Source organism: Moraxella sp. ZY200743, assembly GCF_050885545.1.
Taxonomy (GTDB): domain Bacteria; phylum Pseudomonadota; class Gammaproteobacteria; order Pseudomonadales; family Moraxellaceae; genus Moraxella; species Moraxella haemolytica.
Window position 1 is genome coordinate 2,013,942 of sequence record NZ_CP091313.1, and the last position, 21,804, is coordinate 2,035,745.

20 protein-coding genes are annotated in these 21,804 nt (G+C 43.3%); 11 read left to right on the forward strand and 9 right to left on the reverse strand.

Annotated elements, in window-relative coordinates:
- Positions 1-8: 8 nt before the first annotated feature.
- Positions 9-1,934: a molecular chaperone HtpG gene (gene htpG / locus L3D27_RS09830; protein WP_432481082.1), complete on the reverse strand. Its 1,926-nt coding sequence runs from the start codon at positions 1,932-1,934 to the stop codon at positions 9-11.
- A 216-nt stretch (positions 1,935-2,150) separates the two neighbouring features.
- On the opposite strand from htpG, the gene L3D27_RS09835 reads away from it, so the two are divergent.
- The 3 genes from L3D27_RS09835 to L3D27_RS09845 all read left to right on the forward strand — a co-directional run bounded on the left by L3D27_RS09835 (position 2,151) and on the right by L3D27_RS09845 (position 5,311).
- Positions 2,151-3,230 (forward strand): zinc-dependent alcohol dehydrogenase family protein, encoded by a 1,080-nt coding sequence (locus tag L3D27_RS09835; protein ID WP_373628229.1) that lies wholly within the window; start codon positions 2,151-2,153, stop codon positions 3,228-3,230.
- Positions 3,231-3,437: 207 nt separating this feature from the next.
- The gene (locus tag L3D27_RS09840) at positions 3,438-4,580 is read left to right on the forward strand and encodes an aminotransferase class I/II-fold pyridoxal phosphate-dependent enzyme (protein WP_432481083.1); all 1,143 of its coding nucleotides are present in this window, start codon (positions 3,438-3,440) and stop codon (positions 4,578-4,580) included.
- Positions 4,577-5,311: a methyltransferase domain-containing protein gene (locus L3D27_RS09845; protein ID WP_432481084.1), complete on the forward strand. Its 735-nt coding sequence runs from the start codon at positions 4,577-4,579 to the stop codon at positions 5,309-5,311. The genes L3D27_RS09840 and L3D27_RS09845 overlap by 4 nt, the downstream gene beginning before the upstream one ends.
- Before the next feature lie 150 nt (positions 5,312-5,461).
- Here the strand turns inward: L3D27_RS09845 and pncA are convergent, their stop codons facing one another.
- The 5 genes from pncA to L3D27_RS09870 all read right to left on the reverse strand — a co-directional run bounded on the left by pncA (position 5,462) and on the right by L3D27_RS09870 (position 9,937).
- Positions 5,462-6,070 (reverse strand): bifunctional nicotinamidase/pyrazinamidase, encoded by a 609-nt coding sequence (gene pncA, locus L3D27_RS09850; protein WP_284673490.1) that lies wholly within the window; start codon positions 6,068-6,070, stop codon positions 5,462-5,464.
- A gap of 158 nt (positions 6,071-6,228) precedes the next feature.
- The gene (locus L3D27_RS09855; RefSeq protein ID WP_432481085.1) at positions 6,229-7,116 is read right to left on the reverse strand and encodes a class II glutamine amidotransferase; all 888 of its coding nucleotides are present in this window, start codon (positions 7,114-7,116) and stop codon (positions 6,229-6,231) included.
- 17 nt (positions 7,117-7,133) lie between these two features.
- Positions 7,134-7,961, reverse strand: a complete 828-nt coding sequence (locus tag L3D27_RS09860) for a hypothetical protein (protein WP_432481086.1) — start codon at positions 7,959-7,961, stop codon at positions 7,134-7,136.
- A gap of 6 nt (positions 7,962-7,967) precedes the next feature.
- Positions 7,968-8,933, reverse strand: a complete 966-nt coding sequence (locus L3D27_RS09865) for a DNA cytosine methyltransferase (protein ID WP_432481087.1) — start codon at positions 8,931-8,933, stop codon at positions 7,968-7,970.
- Complete coding sequence (locus L3D27_RS09870; RefSeq protein ID WP_432481088.1) at positions 8,930-9,937, reverse strand: homoserine kinase; 1,008 nt, start codon at positions 9,935-9,937, stop codon at positions 8,930-8,932. The genes L3D27_RS09865 and L3D27_RS09870 overlap by 4 nt, the downstream gene beginning before the upstream one ends.
- A 308-nt stretch (positions 9,938-10,245) precedes the next feature.
- On the opposite strand from L3D27_RS09870, the gene hisF reads away from it, so the two are divergent.
- The 5 genes from hisF (at position 10,246) to L3D27_RS09895 (ending at position 14,215) form a co-directional block, all read left to right on the forward strand.
- Positions 10,246-11,016, forward strand: a complete 771-nt coding sequence (hisF, locus tag L3D27_RS09875) for an imidazole glycerol phosphate synthase subunit HisF (RefSeq protein WP_432481089.1) — start codon at positions 10,246-10,248, stop codon at positions 11,014-11,016.
- A gap of 154 nt (positions 11,017-11,170) precedes the next feature.
- Positions 11,171-11,662, forward strand: coding sequence for a 6,7-dimethyl-8-ribityllumazine synthase (ribH, locus tag L3D27_RS09880; protein ID WP_284673496.1), 492 nt, complete (start codon positions 11,171-11,173; stop codon positions 11,660-11,662).
- Between the two features lie 115 nt (positions 11,663-11,777).
- Positions 11,778-12,335 carry a transcription antitermination factor NusB gene (gene nusB / locus L3D27_RS09885; protein ID WP_284673497.1) on the forward strand — a complete coding sequence of 186 codons (558 nt, stop codon included), beginning with the start codon at positions 11,778-11,780 and terminating at the stop codon, positions 12,333-12,335.
- Between the two features lie 289 nt (positions 12,336-12,624).
- On the forward strand, positions 12,625-13,554 hold the full coding sequence (thiL, locus tag L3D27_RS09890) for a thiamine-phosphate kinase (protein ID WP_432481090.1): 930 nt from the start codon (positions 12,625-12,627) through the stop codon (positions 13,552-13,554).
- A gap of 85 nt (positions 13,555-13,639) precedes the next feature.
- Positions 13,640-14,215 (forward strand): phosphatidylglycerophosphatase A family protein, encoded by a 576-nt coding sequence (locus tag L3D27_RS09895; RefSeq protein ID WP_373628251.1) that lies wholly within the window; start codon positions 13,640-13,642, stop codon positions 14,213-14,215.
- 42 nt (positions 14,216-14,257) lie between these two features.
- Here L3D27_RS09895 and L3D27_RS09900 read toward each other — a convergent pair whose 3' ends face one another.
- The gene (locus L3D27_RS09900) at positions 14,258-15,871 is read right to left on the reverse strand and encodes a hypothetical protein (RefSeq protein ID WP_432481091.1); all 1,614 of its coding nucleotides are present in this window, start codon (positions 15,869-15,871) and stop codon (positions 14,258-14,260) included.
- 251 nt (positions 15,872-16,122) lie between these two features.
- Between L3D27_RS09900 and glmU the strand changes: the two genes are divergently transcribed.
- The 3 genes from glmU to upp all read left to right on the forward strand — a co-directional run bounded on the left by glmU (position 16,123) and on the right by upp (position 19,389).
- The gene (gene glmU, locus L3D27_RS09905; protein WP_432481916.1) at positions 16,123-17,475 is read left to right on the forward strand and encodes a bifunctional UDP-N-acetylglucosamine diphosphorylase/glucosamine-1-phosphate N-acetyltransferase GlmU; all 1,353 of its coding nucleotides are present in this window, start codon (positions 16,123-16,125) and stop codon (positions 17,473-17,475) included.
- A gap of 51 nt (positions 17,476-17,526) precedes the next feature.
- Complete coding sequence (locus tag L3D27_RS09910; protein ID WP_284673500.1) at positions 17,527-18,552, forward strand: PTS transporter subunit IIC; 1,026 nt, start codon at positions 17,527-17,529, stop codon at positions 18,550-18,552.
- A 195-nt stretch (positions 18,553-18,747) separates the two neighbouring features.
- Positions 18,748-19,389 (forward strand): uracil phosphoribosyltransferase, encoded by a 642-nt coding sequence (gene upp, locus L3D27_RS09915; protein ID WP_284673501.1) that lies wholly within the window; start codon positions 18,748-18,750, stop codon positions 19,387-19,389.
- Between the two features lie 79 nt (positions 19,390-19,468).
- On the opposite strand, the gene L3D27_RS09920 is transcribed toward upp, so the two are convergent.
- Both L3D27_RS09920 and L3D27_RS09925 read right to left on the reverse strand, forming a co-directional pair.
- The gene (locus L3D27_RS09920; protein WP_432481092.1) at positions 19,469-19,891 is read right to left on the reverse strand and encodes a YbaN family protein; all 423 of its coding nucleotides are present in this window, start codon (positions 19,889-19,891) and stop codon (positions 19,469-19,471) included.
- 290 nt (positions 19,892-20,181) lie between these two features.
- A complete protein-coding gene (locus tag L3D27_RS09925; protein WP_432481093.1) occupies positions 20,182-21,681 on the reverse strand; it encodes a SulP family inorganic anion transporter in 1,500 nt (499 codons plus the stop codon).
- Positions 21,682-21,804: the final 123 nt, after the last annotated feature.

Here is a 21,804-nt window from a genome sequence, read left to right on the forward strand (position 1 = left end):
CATACAATTTATTTCAATAATAGCTTATTGATGCGTTTTAAATACCCTGCTGGGTCATCAAGCGTACCGCCATCAGCAAGCAAGGCTTGATCAAAGATGACTTGGGCTAGGTCATCAAAGTCGCTACTATCATCTAAACGAGTAATCAGCGGATGCGTTGGGTTAATCTCAAGGATTGGTTTAATCTCAGGCACATTTTGCCCCATTGCCTTTAACATCTGTGCCATCTGCGGTGTTAATTCGCCATCACCCACCACCAGACAAGCAGGACTATCTACCAGACGGCTAGAGACTCTCACATCTTTGGTACGCTCGCCTAGTGTGCTTTTTAGGCGTTCAACCACAGGTTTTAGATTTTCTGTTTGTTGCTTCACTTCTTCTTTTTCAGCTTCATCAGTCAAATCACCCAAACCCACCGCTCCTTTGGCAATGTTTTGAAGTGGTATGCCATCAAACTCATGCAGAAAATTCATCGCCCATTCATCAACACGAGAAGTCATTAAAATAACCTCAATGCCTTTTTTATTAAACAGCTCAAGCTGTGGGCTATTCTTGGCAGCGGCTAAATTATCAGCGGTCAAATAATAAATCGCTTTTTGCCCCTCTTTCATGCGTGCCTTATAGTCAGCAAAACCTGTAGCAAGCTCGCCATTGGTGCTGGTGGTATAGCGAAGTAACTTGGCAATGCGTTCTTGGTTTGACATATCCTCGCCCAAACCTTCTTTTAGTACATCGCCAAATTCAGCATAAAATGCCTTAAACTTATCTTGCTTATCTACATCTTCACTGTTTGCTAATGAGGCAAGCAAAGTCAGTATACGGCGTGCATTACCATCACGAATTGCTTTAACATCTTTGCTTTCTTGGAGAATCTCACGACTGACATTCAGTGGTAAATCTGAAGTGTCAATCACACCCTTGATGAAGCGTAGATACATCGGCAGTAGCTGTTCGGCATCATCCATGATGAACACTCGTTTAACATAGAGTTTTAGCCCTCTTTGTTGTTCTCGGGCATATAAGTCATGCGGTGCTTTGGTCGGGATATATAATAACTGGGTATATTGCACACGCCCTTCAACACGGTTATGCGTCCAAGTAAGCGGATCACTAAAGTCATGACTTAGTGTTTTATAGAACTCTTGATATTCTTCATCGCTGATGTCAGCGGTTGCACGCGTCCATAGGGCAGACGCCTTGTTGATGGTCTCGTATTCATCGGTAGTAACATACTGCCCTTTGCCAGCGATTGGCTTGCCCTCGTCATCTAGCTCATCTTGCCATTGTTCTTTGTACATCTGAATAGGAAGGCTGATGTGGTCAGAGTATTTATTAATGAGTGAAGTGATTTTGTAGCGATTTAGGTAGTTTTGTTCACCTTCGGCATACTCATCTTTTAGATGCAAGGTGATGGTTGTGCCTCGTGCCTGCTTATCAATAGACTCAGTCGTGAATTGCCCTGTGCCATCAGATACCCAACGAACACCTTGACTGCTATCCTCGCCTGCCTTTCTGCTCTCAACAACAATCTTATCAGCAACAATAAAACCTGAATAAAACCCCACACCAAACTGTCCAATCAGGTTGCCGTCTTTTTTGTCCGTCTCCGACAGCTTATCCAAAAATGCCTTAGTGCCTGATTTGGCAATCGTACCTAGATTTTCAATGACATCGTTCTTATTCATGCCAATGCCATTATCACTGATGGTCAAAGTCTTATCAGTTGGATTGATATCAATCTTCACTGCCAACTCGCCATCGTTTTCGTACAAAGTGCCGTCTGTGGTCGCCAAAAAACGCAATTTATCGCAGGCATCAGAAGCATTTGACACCAGCTCACGGATAAAAATATCAGGATTTGAGTATAATGAGTGCGTAACTAAATGCAAAAGTTTGGTAACTTCAGCTTCAAACTGATGGTTGGTTGCGGTCATGATTTACTCCCATATGATTAAAAAATACACCAAATAATTTAGAGATAAAAACTGATTTTTCAAGAGCCTAACTCTTAAAGCGTTCATAAAATAATAATTGATATAATATAACATATTGATTTTATTAAATTTTTTTTCTTTACCTTGTGTTTGACTTATGCTAATGTAGCAAATAGGTTGACAGTCAACCTTATCAAATCAAAAGGAGTGTGTATCATGGCAACAATGAAAGCAATGACCTACTACGGAGCGAACGACATTCGTTTTGAAGAGCGTCCAAAACCCACCATCATTGACCCAACAGACGCCATCATCAAAATGACCAAAACCACCATTTGCGGTACAGATTTGGGTATTTGGAAGGGTAAAAACCCAGAGATTGAAGCTGTCGCTCGTGAAAAAACCGGCGAGTGGAATGGCCGTATCTTAGGACATGAAGGCATTGGCATCGTTGAAGAAGTTGGTTCTGCCGTCAAAAATTTCAAAAAAGGCGATAAAGTCATCGTCTCTTGCGTCAGTCGTTGTGGTTCGTGCGAAAACTGTCAAAAACAACTGTATTCTCACTGCCAACAAAATGGCGGTTGGATCATGGGCTATATGATTGATGGTACACAAGCAGAATATGTGCGTACACCATTTGCCGACAACTCTTTGTACATTCTACCAGACAACCTAAACACCGATGTTGCCGTATTCTTATCAGATGCTCTACCAACAGGGCACGAAATCGGCGTACAGTATGGCGATGTCAAACCAGGTGATACCGTTGCGATTGTTGGTGCAGGTCCTGTAGGCATGGGCTGTCTTTTGACTGGTCAGCTTTACTCGCCATCAACCATCATCGTCATTGATATGGACGAAAACCGCTTGGCAATGGCAAAAGAAATGGGTGCGACACACACCATCAATCCTGATAAAGAAGATGCTGTTGCTAAAGTACTTGAAATCACAGGTGGGCGTGGCGTAGATTGTGCCATGGAAGCGGTCGGCTATCCTGCCACTTGGGACATCTGTCAAAAAATCGTCAAAGAAGGTGGCAACATCGCCAATGTGGGCGTACACGGTCAGCCAGTTAACTTTGAACTAAACAAATTATGGATTAAAAACCTAAAAATCACCACAGGTCTGGTAAACGCCAATACAACTGGTATGCTACTAAAGGCTTGCGAGTGCAGTAAATTGCCAATGGAAAAATTGGCAACTCATCACTTTAAATTTAGTGAAATTGAGAAAGCCTATGATGTGTTTAAACACGCATCAGAGACAAAAGCGATGAAAGTGGTGATTGAATACTGATTGCTTACTAATTGCTTGATTGACAAATAAACATAGCCATTGTCAATAATGGCTATGTTTTTATCTTCTGCCTGCTTATCACGCCGAGCAAATCTACCAACCACCTGATATCTGTAAAATCCATATAAACAAATAAGTTGCAACGACTTGCATTTACCCCTTATATCCCCTAAGATAAGCCAAATCCTGTCAGCTGTTTGATGATTTATGAACCACAAGTTTACCCCCTATCACCAGTTAATAGCGTCCCTACATGCCAAAGATAGCATTCGTAGCTTTCGCCCACAGACTGCACTGATTAACCTATCTAGCAATGATTATCTAGGGCTAATCAATGACCAAGCCTTAAAAGATGAATTTTTACACACTTATCAGCACTGCACTGATTTTAGATTTGGCTCATCGTCATCACGGCTACTGACAGGCAATTTCAACGCCCATGAACAGCTAGAAGCCACGCTATCAAAAGCATACAAACGAGAGGTGCTGATATTTAATAGTGGCTATCACATGAATATTGGTATCATGCCTGCTTTATGCGATCAACAAACGCTTATTTTGGCGGACAAATGGGTACATGCCAGCATGATAGATGGCATACGCTTAGCCAAAGAGCGTGGCACAAAATCTTATCGCTATCGCCATCAGGATTTTTGTCAATTAAACGCACTGCTTGACAAGCACCACGCCCATTATCGCCACATTATCATCATGACCGAAAGCGTCTTTAGCATGGACGGCGATGTGACAGATTTAACCGCTCTTGCCGCCTTAAAGCAGGCATATCCCAATGTGTCTTTATATGTGGACGAGGCTCATGGCGTGGGCGTATTTGGCAGGTATGGACTTGGAGTGGCAGAGCAGATGAGCGTGATGAATGAGATTGATTTTTTGGTGGGGACATTTGGCAAGGCATTTGCTAGCATCGGCGGCTTTTTGGTCTGTGATGAGGTCATCAAACAGGTGCTGATTAATACCATGCGACCTGTAATTTTTAGCACCAATCTGCCACCCATCAATGCCTTGTGGTCAGATTTTATTTTCCAAAAGTCATCATCGCTTCACAAAAAACGCCAAGAGCTACTAGACAATGCCAAATATTTTATTCAAAGACTCAAAGAATTAGGCTATCAATGCCCATCAGACAGCCACATCATACCCATCATCATCGGTGATAACAACCAAACAGTTGCTTTAGCGGATAAGTTTCGCTCACATGGTTTTTATGTACTGCCCATTCGTCCGCCCACTGTGCCTGTAGGCACATCTCGCCTGCGAGTGTGCTTGACCGCTGATATCACACGAAAACAAATTGATGACTTTCTTCATGTGTTAGGTAGTTTTCAATGATCAATACTCATGTGGACACCCATAAAGTCGCTCAAAACTTCGCCAAAGCTCATGCCACTTATGGCAAAGCAGCCATCGTTCAGCACCAAATGTGCCAGACGCTCATCGACTTGTTGTCATTACACCTGCCCAACATTAGTCCAAAAAGCGTACTAGAGATTGGTTGTGGCATCGGAAACTTGACCAATATTTATACAAGCATATGGGAGATTGAACAACTATATCTTAATGACTTGTACAATGTGGGTATTGATGGAGCAGATTTACTAATCGGTGATATAGAAAGTCTTGATTTGCCAAAAGTGGACTTAGTTTTATCAAGCTCAGCACTACAATGGATAAAGGACTTATCTAGCCTTATTCAAAGAGTCTTTCAAAATTTGACAACTGGTGGTGTACTTGCCTTTGCAAGTTTTGGCAAACAAAACTTAAGTCAAGTCAAAACATTGACAGGCATGGGGCTAGACTATCATAGTATGGATGATATTTTAACCATGCTAAAAACGGTAGGTTTTGATGTCATCAGCACCCATCAACATCAAGAAGTGCTATATTTCTCTTGCCCCAAAGACATCTTAAAGCACATCAAAGATACAGGTGTGGCAGTGGGCGGACAGGTGTGGACACGCTCTTCCTTGAATGCTTTTTATGATAATTATGAAAAATTTGCCACCGATAAAGGCTATCCTTTAAGCTATGATACGCTATTTATCATAGCAATCAAACCTTAAACACTCGCCCCCACACTTCTGGCCAAATCAATACTCTCTTCAGTACATGGATAGATTTCTCAAAACGATTTCGCATCCGTGTTCTGTCGCCATCTTTCAATCACTTTACCTATTTTGCCGTATCTAAATCAGGCTATTTTCATGGTAGATTTAATCTAAAGTGTAGTGCAAAATACCAAAATCATCATTCTGTAGAAGTTCTTTTTTCTGCTTTTGATAATTTTCTTCAGAAATGGCTCTGGTGGCATTTTCATATAATTTCACTTTAAAACCTAATTTTAAAGCATCTTTCATTGAGTGATATACACAATAATCTGCAGCCAAACCTACAAAGTGTAATTCTGTAATCTTTAATTCTTTAAGGCATCCTTCAAGCCCTGTTGATTGCACATAATCATTATCAAAAAAGCTACTATAACTATCTACTTCTGGGTTGGTGCCTTTACGAATAATGACTTTAAAGTACTGTGTTTTCAAATCAGGGTGAAACTCTGCCCCACAGCTCCCAGCTATGCAATGATTGGGCCACAGCACTTGTTCTATACCATTTATTATTATCACATCAAAAGGTTTCTTGCCTAAATGATTAGAGGCGAAACTTTTGTGATGCTTAGGATGCCAATCTTGTGTGGCAATAATGTGCTGATACTTGGGTAGTAATACATTTACTATAGGGATGATTTCATCGCCTAGCGGTACGGCTAACGCACCACCAGGCATAAAATCGCATTGGATATCAATCACAACAAGAGCTTTCATTTTTTAGCTAAAAATCGGAGAATTGTAGGGTTTGTTTGTTCTGGAATCAAGCTATTGTTAAGTTTGATACAATCAAAATTTCCCACTGGATGCACCTTTGCGGTACGACTATTATATGGCTTTAGAACCTCTTTTCGCTTACCTAATTTGACCAAACCTTAAACACTCGCCCCCACACTTCTGGCCAAAGCAATGCCCTCTTCAATGGATAGGTAGGTTTTTTTGCTTGGGGTGTCTCTAAAGACCACATCGCCATCAGCGAACACCACACACTCATCAACGGCGATTTGTTGCCAGTTTTCATTGGTGGTGAGTGGTATCGTTACCAAAATAGTTACCTTATCCTTATCGGTCGCAACATCACCAAAATTGACACTCATCTCACCATCAGACAGCTGAGCTTCGCCAAAAGGAGCTTTACGAGTCAGATAAAATAAGAGACTTCCTGCATAAGCCAATTGCCAGCTACCATTAGAAATCAAGCAATTAAATAGACCGTTAGCAGATAAATATCGGCACTGAGCGGTTAAAAAAGCAAATAACACCTCATCAGATGGGCGAGTCTTAAAGGTTGCTTTTAGGCGGTTTAATAGATAACAAAAAGCAAGTTCGCTGTCGGTCGTGCCTACAGGAGCGTAATATTCAGCGTTGCCATTGGCAGCCAAACGCTGAGTACGACGCACAAAACTCTGACTCATCTGTCCGTTGTGAGCAAACGCCCACTGCTCGCCCCATACTTCACGCACAAAGGGATGAACATTAGATAGATTGTTTTTATCTCCCATCGTGGCTCGCCTAATGTGAGCGATGACATTCATCGCACGGATGGGATACTGATTGATCAAATCTGCCACTGGTGATAAATGGCTTGGCTGATTATCATGAAACTGGCGTAACCCCATATTGCCAGTTTCACCACGCTCAAAAAAGGCAATGCCAAAACCATCTTCATGATGGTCGGTCGCTCCGCCACGCTGACGAAAGCCAGCAAAGCTAAAACCGATGTCGGTGGGGGTGTTGCAGTTCATTCCAAGTAATTGGCACATGGGTTCTACCTAGTTTTTTATGAATTAAAAATATCCAAAGGTTTGATTTTAAATTGCAAAGACGTGGGGTCGGGCGTACCGCCTTTGCGTTGGGCGGTGAGCCTGCCAATGACAAGACTTCCTTTTGGGCTAATCTGCACATCGCCTTGAGCATAGTGGTTGATGACTTCATTGATGTTTTTTAGGCAATAATCAATCATACCGTCCCCATAAAAACGACTCACCAAAAACCACTCGGCACACAGCATGCCACGCCCCTTGATAATGTCGCTGATGATGAGATATTTGTTGGAAGTCAAAAATTCTATCAGTTTTTGGGTATCACTACTGGGCAATTCGGTCAAATACCACCGTCTTTTGTCCTTTAATGAGATTTGCTCCCTTTCGGTGGGGATAATCTCGCCTGTAAATTGTTTGAGCGTTTTGGCAATGTCATCATCAAATCCCCACATTTGCTGATAGGTGGTTACTGCCCGTTTGTCTATTTGATTAAAATTGGCGGACAAATCTGCTTTTTTTACAGAGATGTTTTCACGATAAATAATATCATCAACACAAATGGTTAATTGAATTTGCAAGTCGGCTTTTTTGTATTTTTGGGTAAAGTCAAATTGCTCGGCACTAATGCCAAATTGTGTGACTTTGTTTTTATTTAGGCGTGTGGGCATTTGTATGGCATTGAGCGTTTGAATATCATCAACATGATAGCCCATTGTGGCAAGCCATGCTTGGGCGTGCTTGTCATTTTTATAATTATTGAATTTAGCGACAATGGTTTTTTCATTAGCAAAACCGCCTTTTGCGGTGTTTGAACCCAATTGTTGCTTATCATTAAACATTGTCATTTTATCCTAATATGATTTGATGTTTTTTAAAATGGCTTTTAAAACAGGAATTGCCACGCTATTGCCAAACTGCTTATAGGCTTGGGCGTCTTTTGGGTTGATGATAAAATCATCACCAAAGCCTTGTAATCTGGCACATTCTCTGGGGGTGAGTTTGCGAATGTGTCCGTCTATGTGGTACAGTCCCGTTTTTGCCCCAATGCCCCCGCCATGAGCCGATAGCGTAATGGCATGACCGTCCGTATGATAAATACGCTCGCCTTGTCCGCCTTTACCGACAATGCCAATTTGAATGGGTTTGTTGGGTAATATTTTATTGCCATGTTTATCAAAAATGGCTTGATAATTATTTTTAAAAATAACATCATCACGCTGTATTGGGGCAATATGGGAATGATTTTGTAAAATATCCAAAACACAAATCGGGGAATTATCGCCAATGGGAAAAGTAAAGCCATCTTGTTGTAGGCTGTCATGAAACCCGACAATGTAAATCCGCTCTCGGTTTTGAGGTACACCAAAATGCGATGCGTTTAATACTTGATAATGCACACGATAGCCCAAGTCATTTAAATGAGCTAATATTACTTTTAGGGTATTGCCATTATCATGCTTGGCGAGATTTTTGACATTTTCTAATAGGACGATTTTGGGGGTGTGGTGTTTAATGATACGCACAATATCAAAAAACAACGTCCCACGCACATCATCAAAGCCTTTTTGCTTGCCAGAGATAGAAAACGCCTGACAGGGAAATCCTGCACACAAAATATCATGGGCAGGAATGTCGTGTTCGGCAATCTGGGTGATATCGCCATGTGGCATGATGCCATAATTGGCGTGGTAAGTGTGGCAGGCGTGGCGGTCTATCTCACTGGCAAACACGCAAGTTGCCCCAAAATGGCTTAGAGCTTGATGAAAACCGCCAATACCTGCAAACAAATCAATAAAGGTGCTTCGGGCTAAATTCATGAGCGGACAGCACGCCCCCAATGCAAACTCGCCAGCCGTTTCATCAAATCAGGGTTTTTTACCATAATGTCATCGCCTGTACGCCCTTGTTCACGATTATAGTGGATAACATTTAGGCGAAGCAACCAAAAGATTGTGGCAGAGTAAGCAAGCATGACAGGCAGGGCAATTTTTTCATCATTGGTAAGCGGACGAATGCTTTCATAACCGTCAATAAAAGCAGTCATTTTATCAGTGCTAAAATTGACGCTTTCGCCATCAGTCGCATTACCCCAAGTGGTACAAAAATCATTGATGGTAATGGCAATATCCATCAGATAACGCTCAACCGATACCTCTGTAAAGTCAAGCAGTCCTGTTAGACTAGCCGTATCATCTGAAAAGTCCCACAGCGTATTATCCGTAAACATATCCAAATGGCACAAGCCTTTTGGCAAATCATCAGGCAGATTGGCATAAGCTGTCCAGATGTCATTCATAAGACGAGCCTCATCAGAGGGCATATAGGCGGTCTCACGGTCTTTGACCCTTGCCCAGTCATAAAGTGGCACGCCGTACTTTTCGGCAGGCTCTAAGGTTTTTAGGGTTTGATGCAAAGTTGCCAATGCTTTTCCCATCTCAAAGCACATGGATTCATCGGTATTGGCAGGGTGTAAACCTGATAATTTTGGCACCACCAAAATCGCCTTATTCTCATATCGCATGACACAATCTTCGCCGATATTTTGACCCTTAGCGGTCAGCTTGATGAGTGGCGAGGCGATCGGTAGCTTGTCTTTTAGGGCGTGCATGACGGTCGCCATTTTAATAATATCAGCAGGCACTCGCTCTTCGTATAAAGTAAACACATAAGAGAAGCTCTCACCACTGTCCGTATCGGTCTGGATAAACCAATTAGAATTTTTGATGCCTTGCGTGATGGGAATGGCTTTATTAAACTTCACACCGAACAAACCACAAAACGCAAAAAATTCATCATCAGACAGGTGGGTATAGACAGACATGGCAGGCTCTCGGTAATAATGGATAAAATAAAATCAGCCAAAATGGCTATTTTAAAACTTTTTGGATAAATTTACCATAAAAAACCACCAGATAGGTGGTTTTAATCTGCTAGCAACTAGGCTAGAGATTTAAAAATCTTGAATAAAAATGACAATAAAAAAATAATGATGTAAAAAAGGCAGTACAAACAATCAAATTGATCAATAAATAAACCCCAAGAAAAAATCTCTACCAAGATGGTTGTATAAATACGCCTTTATTGTCATAATAAGCGCAACAAATCAGATATCACATACAAGAGAAAATCATGCTAGCAAAACGCCTAATCCCCTGCCTTGATGTTGAAAATAGTCGAGTTGTCAAGGGTGTAAACTTTGTGGACATTAAAGATGCAGGCAATCCTGTTGAGGTTGCTACTCGCTACAATAATGACGGTGCCGATGAGATTACTTTTTTGGACATCACCGCCACCAGCGATGGGCGAGACACCACCTATCATATGGTAGAACAAATCGCCAAAAATATCTTTATTCCACTGACAGTAGGTGGTGGCGTGCGTAAAATTGACGACATCAGAAATCTGCTAAACGCTGGAGCGGACAAGGTTGGTATCAACTCTGCTGCCATCACCAACCCTGAGCTGGTCAGCGATGCCGCCGCTCGCTTTGGTTCTCAGTGCGTCGTGGTCTCTATTGATGCCAAGCGAGTGGTACGAGCAGATGGTAGCATTGGTTTTGAGATTTTTACACATGGCGGTCGCCGTGCTACTGGCATTGATGCGGTTGAATGGGCGGTTGAGATGACCAAAAGAGGAGCAGGCGAGCTACTTGTTACTAGCATGGATGGCGATGGCACACGAGCAGGCTATGATTTGTTGCTCACACGCACCATTAGCAATCTTGTGAATATCCCTGTCATTGCATCAGGTGGCGTGGGCAACTTACAACACCTAGCCGATGGCGTACTCCAAGGCGGTGCTGATGCGGTGCTAGCAGCAAGCATCTTCCACTTTGGCGACCATACCATCTTTGAAGCCAAACAGTACATGGCAGAACAAGGCATCTCTGTCCGCCTTTGATGGATTGGGCGAAAGACAAATAAAACCAACTTATTTACCATCAGAAAAGCCACTTGGTCGCAACCAAAACGCACGAAAACCGCCCTATTTTTGCCAAAATATGCTATCATAAGCAAAATTTTATACCCATTTTTTAGTAAAAAACGAGTCAACTATGAACTACACCACCCAAAAATCTGCCGTCACTCACCTTGATGGTGCTTTAGACCAAAATCAAGACCTACGCATCGCCATCGCTGTCGGTCGCTTTAACGGATTTTTGGTTGAGAGTTTGGTAGAAGGGGCATTAGACGCCCTATTGCGTCATGGCGTACAAGGTCAAAACATCACTGTCGTGCGTGTGCCAGGGGCATTTGAATTGCCTTTAACCGCTCAAAAACTCGCCAAATCAAAAAAATATGACGCCATCGTCGTTTTGGGTGCGATTATTCGTGGAGCGACACCACATTTTGACATCGTAGCTAGCGAGTCTGCCAAAGGCTTATCTAAAGTTGCTCTAGATTATGACATTCCTGTCATCAATGGCATTCTTACCACCGAAAACATCGAACAGACCATTGAGCGAGCTGGCACCAAAGCAGGCAACAAAGGCTATGAAGCTGGCATGACTGCCATTGAGATGGCAAGCGTATTAAAGGCGATTTAATAATCTGGTATTGGGGCGGTTTTTCATCAGTAACAGCATTGAATATCGCACCTTGCTCCAATTTTTCCATTGAAAGATGATTTCAATGTAGCACTATTTTATTTTAAGGTATATTATGAACACCACCAACGACCAATTCGACATCAACGAAACAGGCTATAAAACCAGCTACACCGCCGTGCGTAAGGCTCGCCGATTTGCAGTGCAAGGTCTGTATGAATGGCTGATGACCGATTATCGTTTTGCCACACAGAGTCGTGATTTATTAGGTGGTAATGAGCCACATACGATTGTCGCCCGTACTCGTAGCGAAAATGCCATGCACACAGTGCATCTAGGCTATTATCATGAGCTAATGCGTGAGATTCCCATACAGGCAGGCGAGTTGATTGTGGACATTTCTCGTTATCTTGACCGCAATTTTGACAAGTTAGATACCATCGAAAAAGCCGTACTACTCATCGGTGCATACGAATTAAAACACAGCCTGCACATTCCATACAAGGTAGTGTTAGATGAAGCCATGCAGTTAAATACTCACTTTGGGGCAACCGATGGGCATAAGTTCATCAATGCCATCTTAGACAGATATGCCAAAGAGGTGCGTGCTAGCGAAAAACAAGGTGCCAACTTACATTCTACTGATACAAGCCCCCTGCCAAATCTGGACTAAATCCAAAAGTGGCACACCGATAAAAACAGCACACCAAAAATGCTAAATTTTCATTAAAAATCCCTGTTTGCTAAGCAGGGATTTTTAAAAATTTCAAAAACAATGTAGATATTCAAAGGTTTAAAAGCAACCACTCTTTTATTAACCGTGCCATTGTTATTGGTTTTTTCGCTATTTTTATAATATAGGTACAGTCAAGCCAAACAGTCTAACCATCATCATATGGCAAACATCAATTAGATTGTGATTCATGTGCTTTTAAGACTCATCATCCGACCAGAATACCATAATGTCCGAATTTTCTTTAATCAATACGCATTTTAAAAACAGCACCAACCGACACCAAAATACCGTACTAGGGATTGGTGATGATTGTGCTGTCAGCACCATTTCAGCCAATACCGAGCTTGTCAGTTGCATGGATACGCTGATTGCAGGGCGACATTTCGCCTTTGAAACCACCGCTTATGCCATCGGTTATAAGTCGGTGGCGGTTAATTTATCCGACCTTGCCAGTATGGGAGCTACACCTTATGCAATTTTGTTGGGGCTGTCTTTACCCAAAAACAATGCAAATTGGCTAAAAGAATTTGCTTTGGGTGTGTCAGATATTTGCAATCAATTTCATGTAGAGTTAATCGGCGGCGATACCACAAAGTCAGATGTCTTGACCATCAGTGTTACCGCTTTAGGTTTTATCAAAAAAGGACAGGCTATTAAACGAGGTGGGGCAAAAATTGGCGATATGATTTGTGTCAGTGGTAACATCGGCACAGCAAGCCTAGCATTATCACACATTTTAACTGGACAACAAACCACCTTACAAAATGCGTTGGATTTGCCCATGCCTAAGGTGGATTTAGGTCAAAAACTGGTCGGTTATGCCAGTAGTATGATTGACATATCAGATGGCTTGGGGCAAGATTTGGGGCATATCTTAACAGCCGGCGGTGTCGGAGCAGTGCTTCATCTGGAGGATATTCCCTGCGATGATGAGGTGGATGCCCTGCCTTTTGATAAAAAATATCAACACATTTTAAATGGGGGTGATGATTATGAGTTGTGCTTTACAATATCAAAAGACAACTTTGATAAATTCAATGCTCTTCACCCCAACCAAATTTTCAAGATTGGCAAGATTACAGAACAACAAGGCTTACAACTGTACCACCGCCATCAAAAAGTGGATATTGCTATTCAGGGCTGGGAACATTTTTGATGAATGGTTTAAAAAGCGATAATATCAACAATCAATGCCCAATCCAAAAAATTTATTAACCAACCTTTTTACCGATAAGGCAATTATTATGAGCCATAAACCCAATATTTATAAATCTAACATTTGCCCACCTTGCCCAAGTTCCGCCACACTTTGGGAAAAATGCGTTTATTGGCTTGGTATCGGTCTAGGCTCTGGCTTGCCAAAACGGGCGGCAGGCACTTGGGGGACTTTGGGAGGATTGATGATCGCCCTACCAATGTTGTTGTTGGGATTTTGGGGTTTTTTAATCATAACGCTCATTGGTTGTTTGGTGGGTAGTCATATTTGCGGTAAAACTTCGGATTTGATGAATGTGCATGATGACCCACATATCGTTTTTGATGAATGGGTGGGAATGTGGATAGCGTTATTACCAAGCGTTTGGTTGCTTTGCTCGGATAAAAATCCAGTGCAGTCGGTGCTGATGCACCCTTTGCTTGCTGTGTTGTTCATCATTCCTTTTATCTTGTTTCGCTTTTTTGATATTATTAAACCCTTTCCCATTAAATGGGTGGATAAAAATGTCTCTGGCGGATTTGGCATTTTGATTGATGATGTCTTAGCAGGGGTGATGGCAGGGATATTGATGGTTTTGGTAAGCAGATTTATCATTGCTTAGTTCAGCTTGGCTCATCTATTTTGTGACACATAGCCAAGCATCTCATGCGTTGTTATTGTTTTCATGCTTCATCTGATGACCAACCATCACAAAATACAGCACACTCAAAACAAACAGCCCAAGTTGAAACACGCCCAACATAGAAACTGGGTCTGACACATACAAAGGCAGGCACATCATCAGCATCGCCAGTAAAACAACAAAACGACCAAATGCCGATTTAGGTTGTTGATGGTGTCTTTGTGGCACGCAGATATCCTGATCAGCACCATAAGCCACATCGTATAAGAGCGAATAGTGGACGGTTTGTTTTTGTGCTCGAGGATACGCCATGAGTGCATAAAACGCCACGCATAAAAACCAAACAGGAATGAATACAAAAAACAAATGCACGCCACTCATCAGCAAGATGACAGCAAGCACAAGCCCAAACAGCCAAGTCTTGATTGCACTTATGTTGGCAGATTTACCCCCATACCAAAACGGTCGCACGCCCAGACGAGGTAGGATAAAATGCTCACAAGCAATGATTGCTCCCACAGGTGCCATGACGATATTAAAATACGCCATCAAATCCAACCACTTCAAAAAAATCAATGGCAAGCACGCCACTGCTGTCGTCAGCACGCCAAGCAACAATACAGTCTTAGTAAAACCCAAGTGCCATAAAGCATCAAAGGCTAATGCCGCACGGTACAAACTAGGCACAGCAGTAGTAACCGATGCCAGTACCACCGCCAATACCCCTGCCAACCCCAAAATCGGCACAACCACCCCACCGATGTCAAGTTCATGTACAGACACGCCCAGTAATATGGCACTGCCCGCCCCGAGCATACCTGCCCCCACCCATGCCACAAAATGACCGCCATAGCACGCCCATACCGAATGATAGCCATATCGCCATTTCTTAGCAAATCGCAATGTGCTCATATCACCCAAGCCCAGATGCAAAGGCAGATTTAGCCCCCATGTAAAAACTGCAATATGCCACATACTAAGCGACCTATTATCAGAAGACGGCGTCCACAAATAAGTAGAAAAAATCTCACCAAACGACAAGCCTGATTGTTTCCCTGATTGCCATAAAATTGGTAAACTTGCCAAAGCACATACAACAAAAATAACAAACAGATAAGGCGAAACATACCGAGCAAAATTTGTCAGCTGTCTAAACCCCATAAGGCTAATTAGTACAACCATCAAACCAACAAACCCCACCAAGACGACAAACAGCATACTGCTAGGATACCAATTCATCTGAGGGGGCTGTCCTATTATCCCTTGTATCGCTTGTGCGGATATGGTCATCATACCCCCTGCGATGACTAGGAAAATAAGACCGTTCACCACATTGAACACACGCACAAAACCCACGCCTGCCGTGCGAGACAGATATTCATACAAAGTCAATCTGGCACGCACTGCCACAGGTGCACACACCCAAGCCCAGCTTAGCACTGCCAGCAGATTGCCCATGACAAGCCCCACGAGTACCGCCATCGGAGATGCGCCCCAAGCTGCAAAAGCCGCCCCAATCACAAACTCCCCACCAGCCACATGCTCAGCAGCATAAGTGGCAGCAAAATGAGAACCGCCCAACAGCTTATCGCTAGGCACTCGGACATTTGTGTATTCTGATTGGCTTGGTTTCATAAAACTCATGGGAATATTATCAACATTATCAAGTAATTATCCAAATGATTAAGCCACCATAAGACAAGTAGCAAAAAAGAGTCTGATGACGCATCATCATTTCAACGGCGAACTGATACTAACAGTTGATGGCTTAAAATAACCAGATGACCAAAACCAACTGTTATCTTGCACTTATTATATGCTAAAATAACCAAAGCATACATTCATCATTTTATATTTTGGTTATTAAAAATACCCATTAAGGATCTATCATGCTTAGCGTCATCATCATGGCAGCAGGTAAAGGCACCCGCATGAAATCTACCAAACCCAAAGTCTTGCAACCTTTAGCAGGCAAGCCTTTACTTGGTCATGTCTTAGACACCGCCAAAAAACTAGGCAGTCAACAGAACATCATCATTTATGGCTTTGAAGGCAAGCAAGTCAAAAATGTGTTTTCAAATGAAAGTATTGATTGGGTAGAGCAAGCTGAGCAGTTAGGCACAGGGCATGCTGTCATGATGACCTTACCTGTACTGCCAAGCACAGGGAAAAGCTTGATTTTATCAGGTGATGTGCCTTTGATTGGCGTAGATACCTTAAGTAAATTGGTGGAGAATGACAGCCCCTTTGCCATGCTAACCATGAGCGTAAACAACCCATTTGGACTGGGCAGAATCATTCGCCAAGATGGCAAAGTCATTGCCATTGTTGAACAAAAAGACGCCACCGACGCCCAAAGAAAAATCACCGAAATCAACAGCGGTGTGTACTGCGTAGCAAACGAAATCCTGCATAAATACCTAAAGAATCTAAACAATAATAACGCCCAAGGCGAGTATTATCTAACCGATATTGTCAAAATGGCGGTGGACGATGGCATTGATATTGCTACCGTGTCGCCCACACACGCTTTTGAGATTGAGGGTGTCAATGACCGTGTACAGCTAGCCCAATTAGAACGCACTTGGCAAATCCATCAAGCAAATCAGCTCATGCAAGCTGGCGTGCATATCATTGACCCCACTCGCTTTGATTTGCGTGGCAATCTAACAGTCGGCAGAGATGTTGAGATTGATATCAATGTGATTTTTGAGGGCGACTGCATACTTGGCGACAATGTCAAAATCCAAGGAGGCTGTGTGATTAAAAACACCACCATTGCAAGCAATACAGTGGTTGCTCCTTATAGCATTCTTGAAAATGCAATCGTAGGTGAGGCTAACAAGATTGGACCATTCGCCAGACTTCGTCCAAACGCAGTAACAGCGGACAATGTTCATATCGGTAACTTTGTTGAGCTTAAAAATACCCAAATGGCAAGCGGTGCAAAGGCCAATCATTTGGCGTATCTAGGAGACAGTACTGTGGGCGAGCGTACCAATGTGGGGGCTGGCACGATTACTGCCAATTATGATGGCGTCAATAAGCACAAGACCACCATCGGCAAAGAAGTACGCATTGGTTCTAATGCAGTATTGGTCGCTCCTGTCGTGGTGGGCGATAAAGCCACCATTGGGGCAGGCTCGGTCATCACCAAAGATTGTGAAGAGAATAAGCTGACCATCGCTCGTGGCCGACAATCCACCATCAGTGGCTGGATACGACCTGAAAAAAACTAAGGTCAGCTCCACCAAAATTCATCATTCACCATCAGCCATATCTATATATCTATGCGTAACTTTAACATCACCACCCACCTAGAACGCCAAAACATCGTCTTGTCTTGGCGTAGATATGGCATTGACGCCCTAAATGGCATGACTCTTGGATTGTTTAGTTCACTCATCATTGGACTGATTTTGAAGAACATCGGCACTTGGGCAAACATCGCACCATTGGTCAATGTCGGCACACACGCCCAAGCTGCAGTTGGGGCAGCGATTGGGGCGGGGGTTGCTTTTGGACTAAAAGCACCACCACTTGTGCTGTTTGCTAGCGTTGCTACAGGCTTGGTTGGTGCTGAACTTGGCGGCGTGGTTGGGGCATTGGTCGCTGTAGTGGTTGGGGCAGAGATTGGTAAGCTGTTTTATAAGACCGCCCCTATTGACATCATCATCACGCCTGCCATCACGCTGATTACAGGCGTGACAACCGCCCAACTCATCGCCCCCGCCATCTCAAGTCTGATGACTTCTTTGGGTGATTTTATTAGCTGGTCCATGGCTCTTTCACCCATCTTGATGAGCATCGTCATTGCCATCGCTATGGGTATGCTACTCACCCTGCCCATCTCTAGTGCTGCCATCGCCATCAGCTTGGGGTTATCCGACCTATCAGCAGGAGCGGCGACAGTTGGTTGTGCTGCCCAGATGATAGGCTTTGCGGCAATGAGCTATCGAGACAATGGCATCTCTGGCATCATCTCTCAAGGATTAGGTACAAGCATGATTCAGATGCCAAATATCCTAAAAAACCCTTATATTTGGCTACCTACCATATTGGCAGGGGCGATACTTGCACCGATTGCTACGGTGATTTTTGGCATGACCAACATTCCCATCGGTGCTGGTATGGGTACTTCAGGCTTGGTGGGGCAAGTTGGCACGATAGAGGCAATGGGAGCTAGTGTGCATACACTGATGCTTATTGTGCTGTTTCATGTGATACTACCCGCCATCTTGACACTCGCCATCTCTCGCATTATGCGTCGCAAAGGGCTAATTAAAGATGGAGATTTAACCCTGACCAATCTTTAATTGATTTTAATCCCCCTTGCCCACTTAGGCTTGATTGTCCATTTTATTACCAAAACCAACAAGCCTAAGCCTTGCCATCATCAAACAGGAAACTTTTATACAAGAATCGTCAATCAACTATTTTAAAATCACCCCACAGTTGGTATCATATACAAAGAATTAAGACAGAACCAAACCAAGTAGAGCATAAACCCCATGAACAATTTAGACATTCAAGTCATCGACCACCCTTTAGTCCGCCACAAGCTATCCTTGATGCGTGCAGCTTCGTGCAACACTTATCGGTTTCGCACCCTAACCAAAGAGCTAGGCAGATTGATGGCGTACGAAGCCAGCCGTGATTTTGAGATTGAAACCTTTAAAATGCAAGGGTGGTGTGGTGAGATTGACGGAGAGCAGATTAAGGGCAAGACAGTAACGCTTGTGCCTATCTTGCGTGCTGGTATTGGTATGCTTGACGGTGTACTTGACCTGTTACCCACTGCTAAAATCTCAGTTGTCGGCTTGCAACGAGATGAAGAGACGCTTGAGCCTGTGCCATTTTTTGAGAAATTTGTCAGCGACATTGACAGACGCCCTTCTCTGATTCTAGACCCAATGCTCGCTACAGGCGGTAGTATGGTTGCTACCATTGATATGCTCAAAAAGCATGGATGCACCAACATCAAAGCTCTTGTTCTGGTCGCCGCCCCTGAAGGCGTGAAACTGGTGAATGATGCTCACCCTGATGTTAAAATTTATACCGCCGCCCTAGATAGTCATCTTAATGAAAATGGCTACATCATTCCTGGTCTTGGTGATGCAGGCGATAAGATTTTTGGCACCAAACAAATCTAAACACCTGATTTAATTATTGCCATTATAGTCAATAAAAATATCCGCACAGTCAGCTGTTGCGGATATTTTTGTGATTGATTTAGGCATCAGGCAATCTTGCCATCCAAATCCCCACGCCCAAGCACAGCACCATAAATAGCCCACCAAGCCATAGCCTACCATCAGGCAGACGAAAGAACATCAGCACACAAGACAACAGCATCATACCCCACGCCAAATATTTGGCGAAACGGGGCATGGCTCGTCTCTCTTGCCAGTCTCTTAATATCTTACCAAAAACCTTGTGATTCATGAGCCTTGCGTGAAAGCGTCGTGAGCTTTTTGCCCAACAATAGCCTGCCAATAAAATGAACACCGTTGTCGGCACACCTGGTAAAACCACCCCCACAATACCAAATCCCACAAAAATAAAACCCATAATCAAAAATGCCAAACGCAGCCATGGGTTGTTGTGCAGCTGCTGATTTTTCTTGAGCAAGCGATGATGTTGATGGTCAGACATGACAACACAAAATGGCAGTGGGCGAGTGGATAACTCCGATGGTTTGGCAGATGAGCGATTCAAAATACAATCCATTAAAAATAATAACAACTAAATCACCAAGCGAATGCCTGATGGTCGGTTATAATTATAGCATTTCAACTCTCGCTGTAAGATTGAAAATAAAAATAATACACTTTAATATAGTGAAACAACACCACACCATAGGGCATGATGATTGTTTAATCGGTTTCTTACGCATTCAATAAGCCCTACCATCACCCCATGCCATGACATATTAAAAGGCTTTGCTAGTGCGTGGTCAAAATATCCACATCAACTTCCTTATCGTGCGTACCAAATTTATCCACTAAGGTTTTACTGGCTTCATTTAAGCCAATGACATCCACCGCCACCCCAAGTTTGCGGTATTTTAGCACCACCTTATCAAGAGATGATACAGCGGTAACATCCCAAAAATGAGCATGGGTTAAATCAATACTCACCGACTTGACCGCCTGATAATCAAAACGTGCCACAAACTCATCAGCACACGCAAAAAACACCTGACCGATGACTGCATACGCCATACTGTCATCATCGCCTGTGGGCAAAGGGCGTACCGATAGATAACGCCCAATTTTATTGGCAAAAAACAACGCTGATAACAGCACACCTGCAAACACGCCTAAAGCAAGGTTGTGGGTATAGACCACGATTGCAACCGTGATTATCATCACGATGTTAAAACCAACGGGGTGCGTTCTTAGCTCCTTGACTGATTGCCAGTTGAATGTGCCAACAGACACCATAATCATCACTGCCACAAGTGCTGGCATGGCAATAATTTTTAATAAATCACTCAAAAACACCACCATGATGAGCAAAAATACCCCAGCAAGCAAAGTGGATAAACGAGTGCGACCACCTGATTTGACATTGATGACAGACTGACCTATCATCGCACAACCTGCCATACCACCAAACAGCCCAGCCACAATATTGGCAACGCCCTGCCCCTTACATTCTTGGTTTTTGTCGCTATCGGTTTGAGTCATCTCATCAACGATGGTGGCAGTCATCAAAGATTCTAGCAATCCTACCGCCATAAGACTAAATGAATACGGCAACACAATCATCAGAGTTTGTAAATTAAAAGGCACATCAGGCAGCAAGAATACAGGCAAGGTATCAGGTAGCTTGCCCATATCACCCACCGTCCGCACATCCATGCCCATGACATATGCCACCGCCGTCAAAACGACAATGGTAACCAAAGGAGATGGCAACAACGAGCCGATGATGGGCAGGCGTGGAAACAGATAAATAATAGCAAGACCTGCCACCACGAGAGCGTAGGTTGTCATGCCATGACCGATAAGCTCAGGCATCTGTGCCATAAAAATCAAAATCGCCAACGCATTGACAAAGCCTACCACCACCGCACGAGCCACAAACCGCATAAGCAGCCCAAGTTTTAAGAAGCCTGCGATGATTTGCAAAACTCCTGTCAAAATCGTCGCAACAAGTAAATACTGTAGCCCATGCTCTTTAACCAAAGTTGCCATGACTAACGCCATCGCCCCCGTTGCTGCCGACATCATGGCAGGACGACCACCAAAAAAGCTAATCACCACCGCAATACAAAACGATGCGTACAGCCCCACCTGCGGATCCACCCCTGCAATGATAGAAAAAGCAATCGCCTCTGGAATGAGTGCCAGTGCCACCACAAGCCCTGACAACACATCGCCACGCACATTACCAAACCATGCGTCTTTTGAAAAATGCTTGGCAAAATTGATGAGCATACCACCCCCTCTTGATGATGTAAAAAATTTGGCAGTATAAAGAAATCTGCCCAAAAAGTCCAACAAAACAAAACCACCCCATTCGGAGTGGTTTTATGCTTATCATGATACTAGCCATAATGC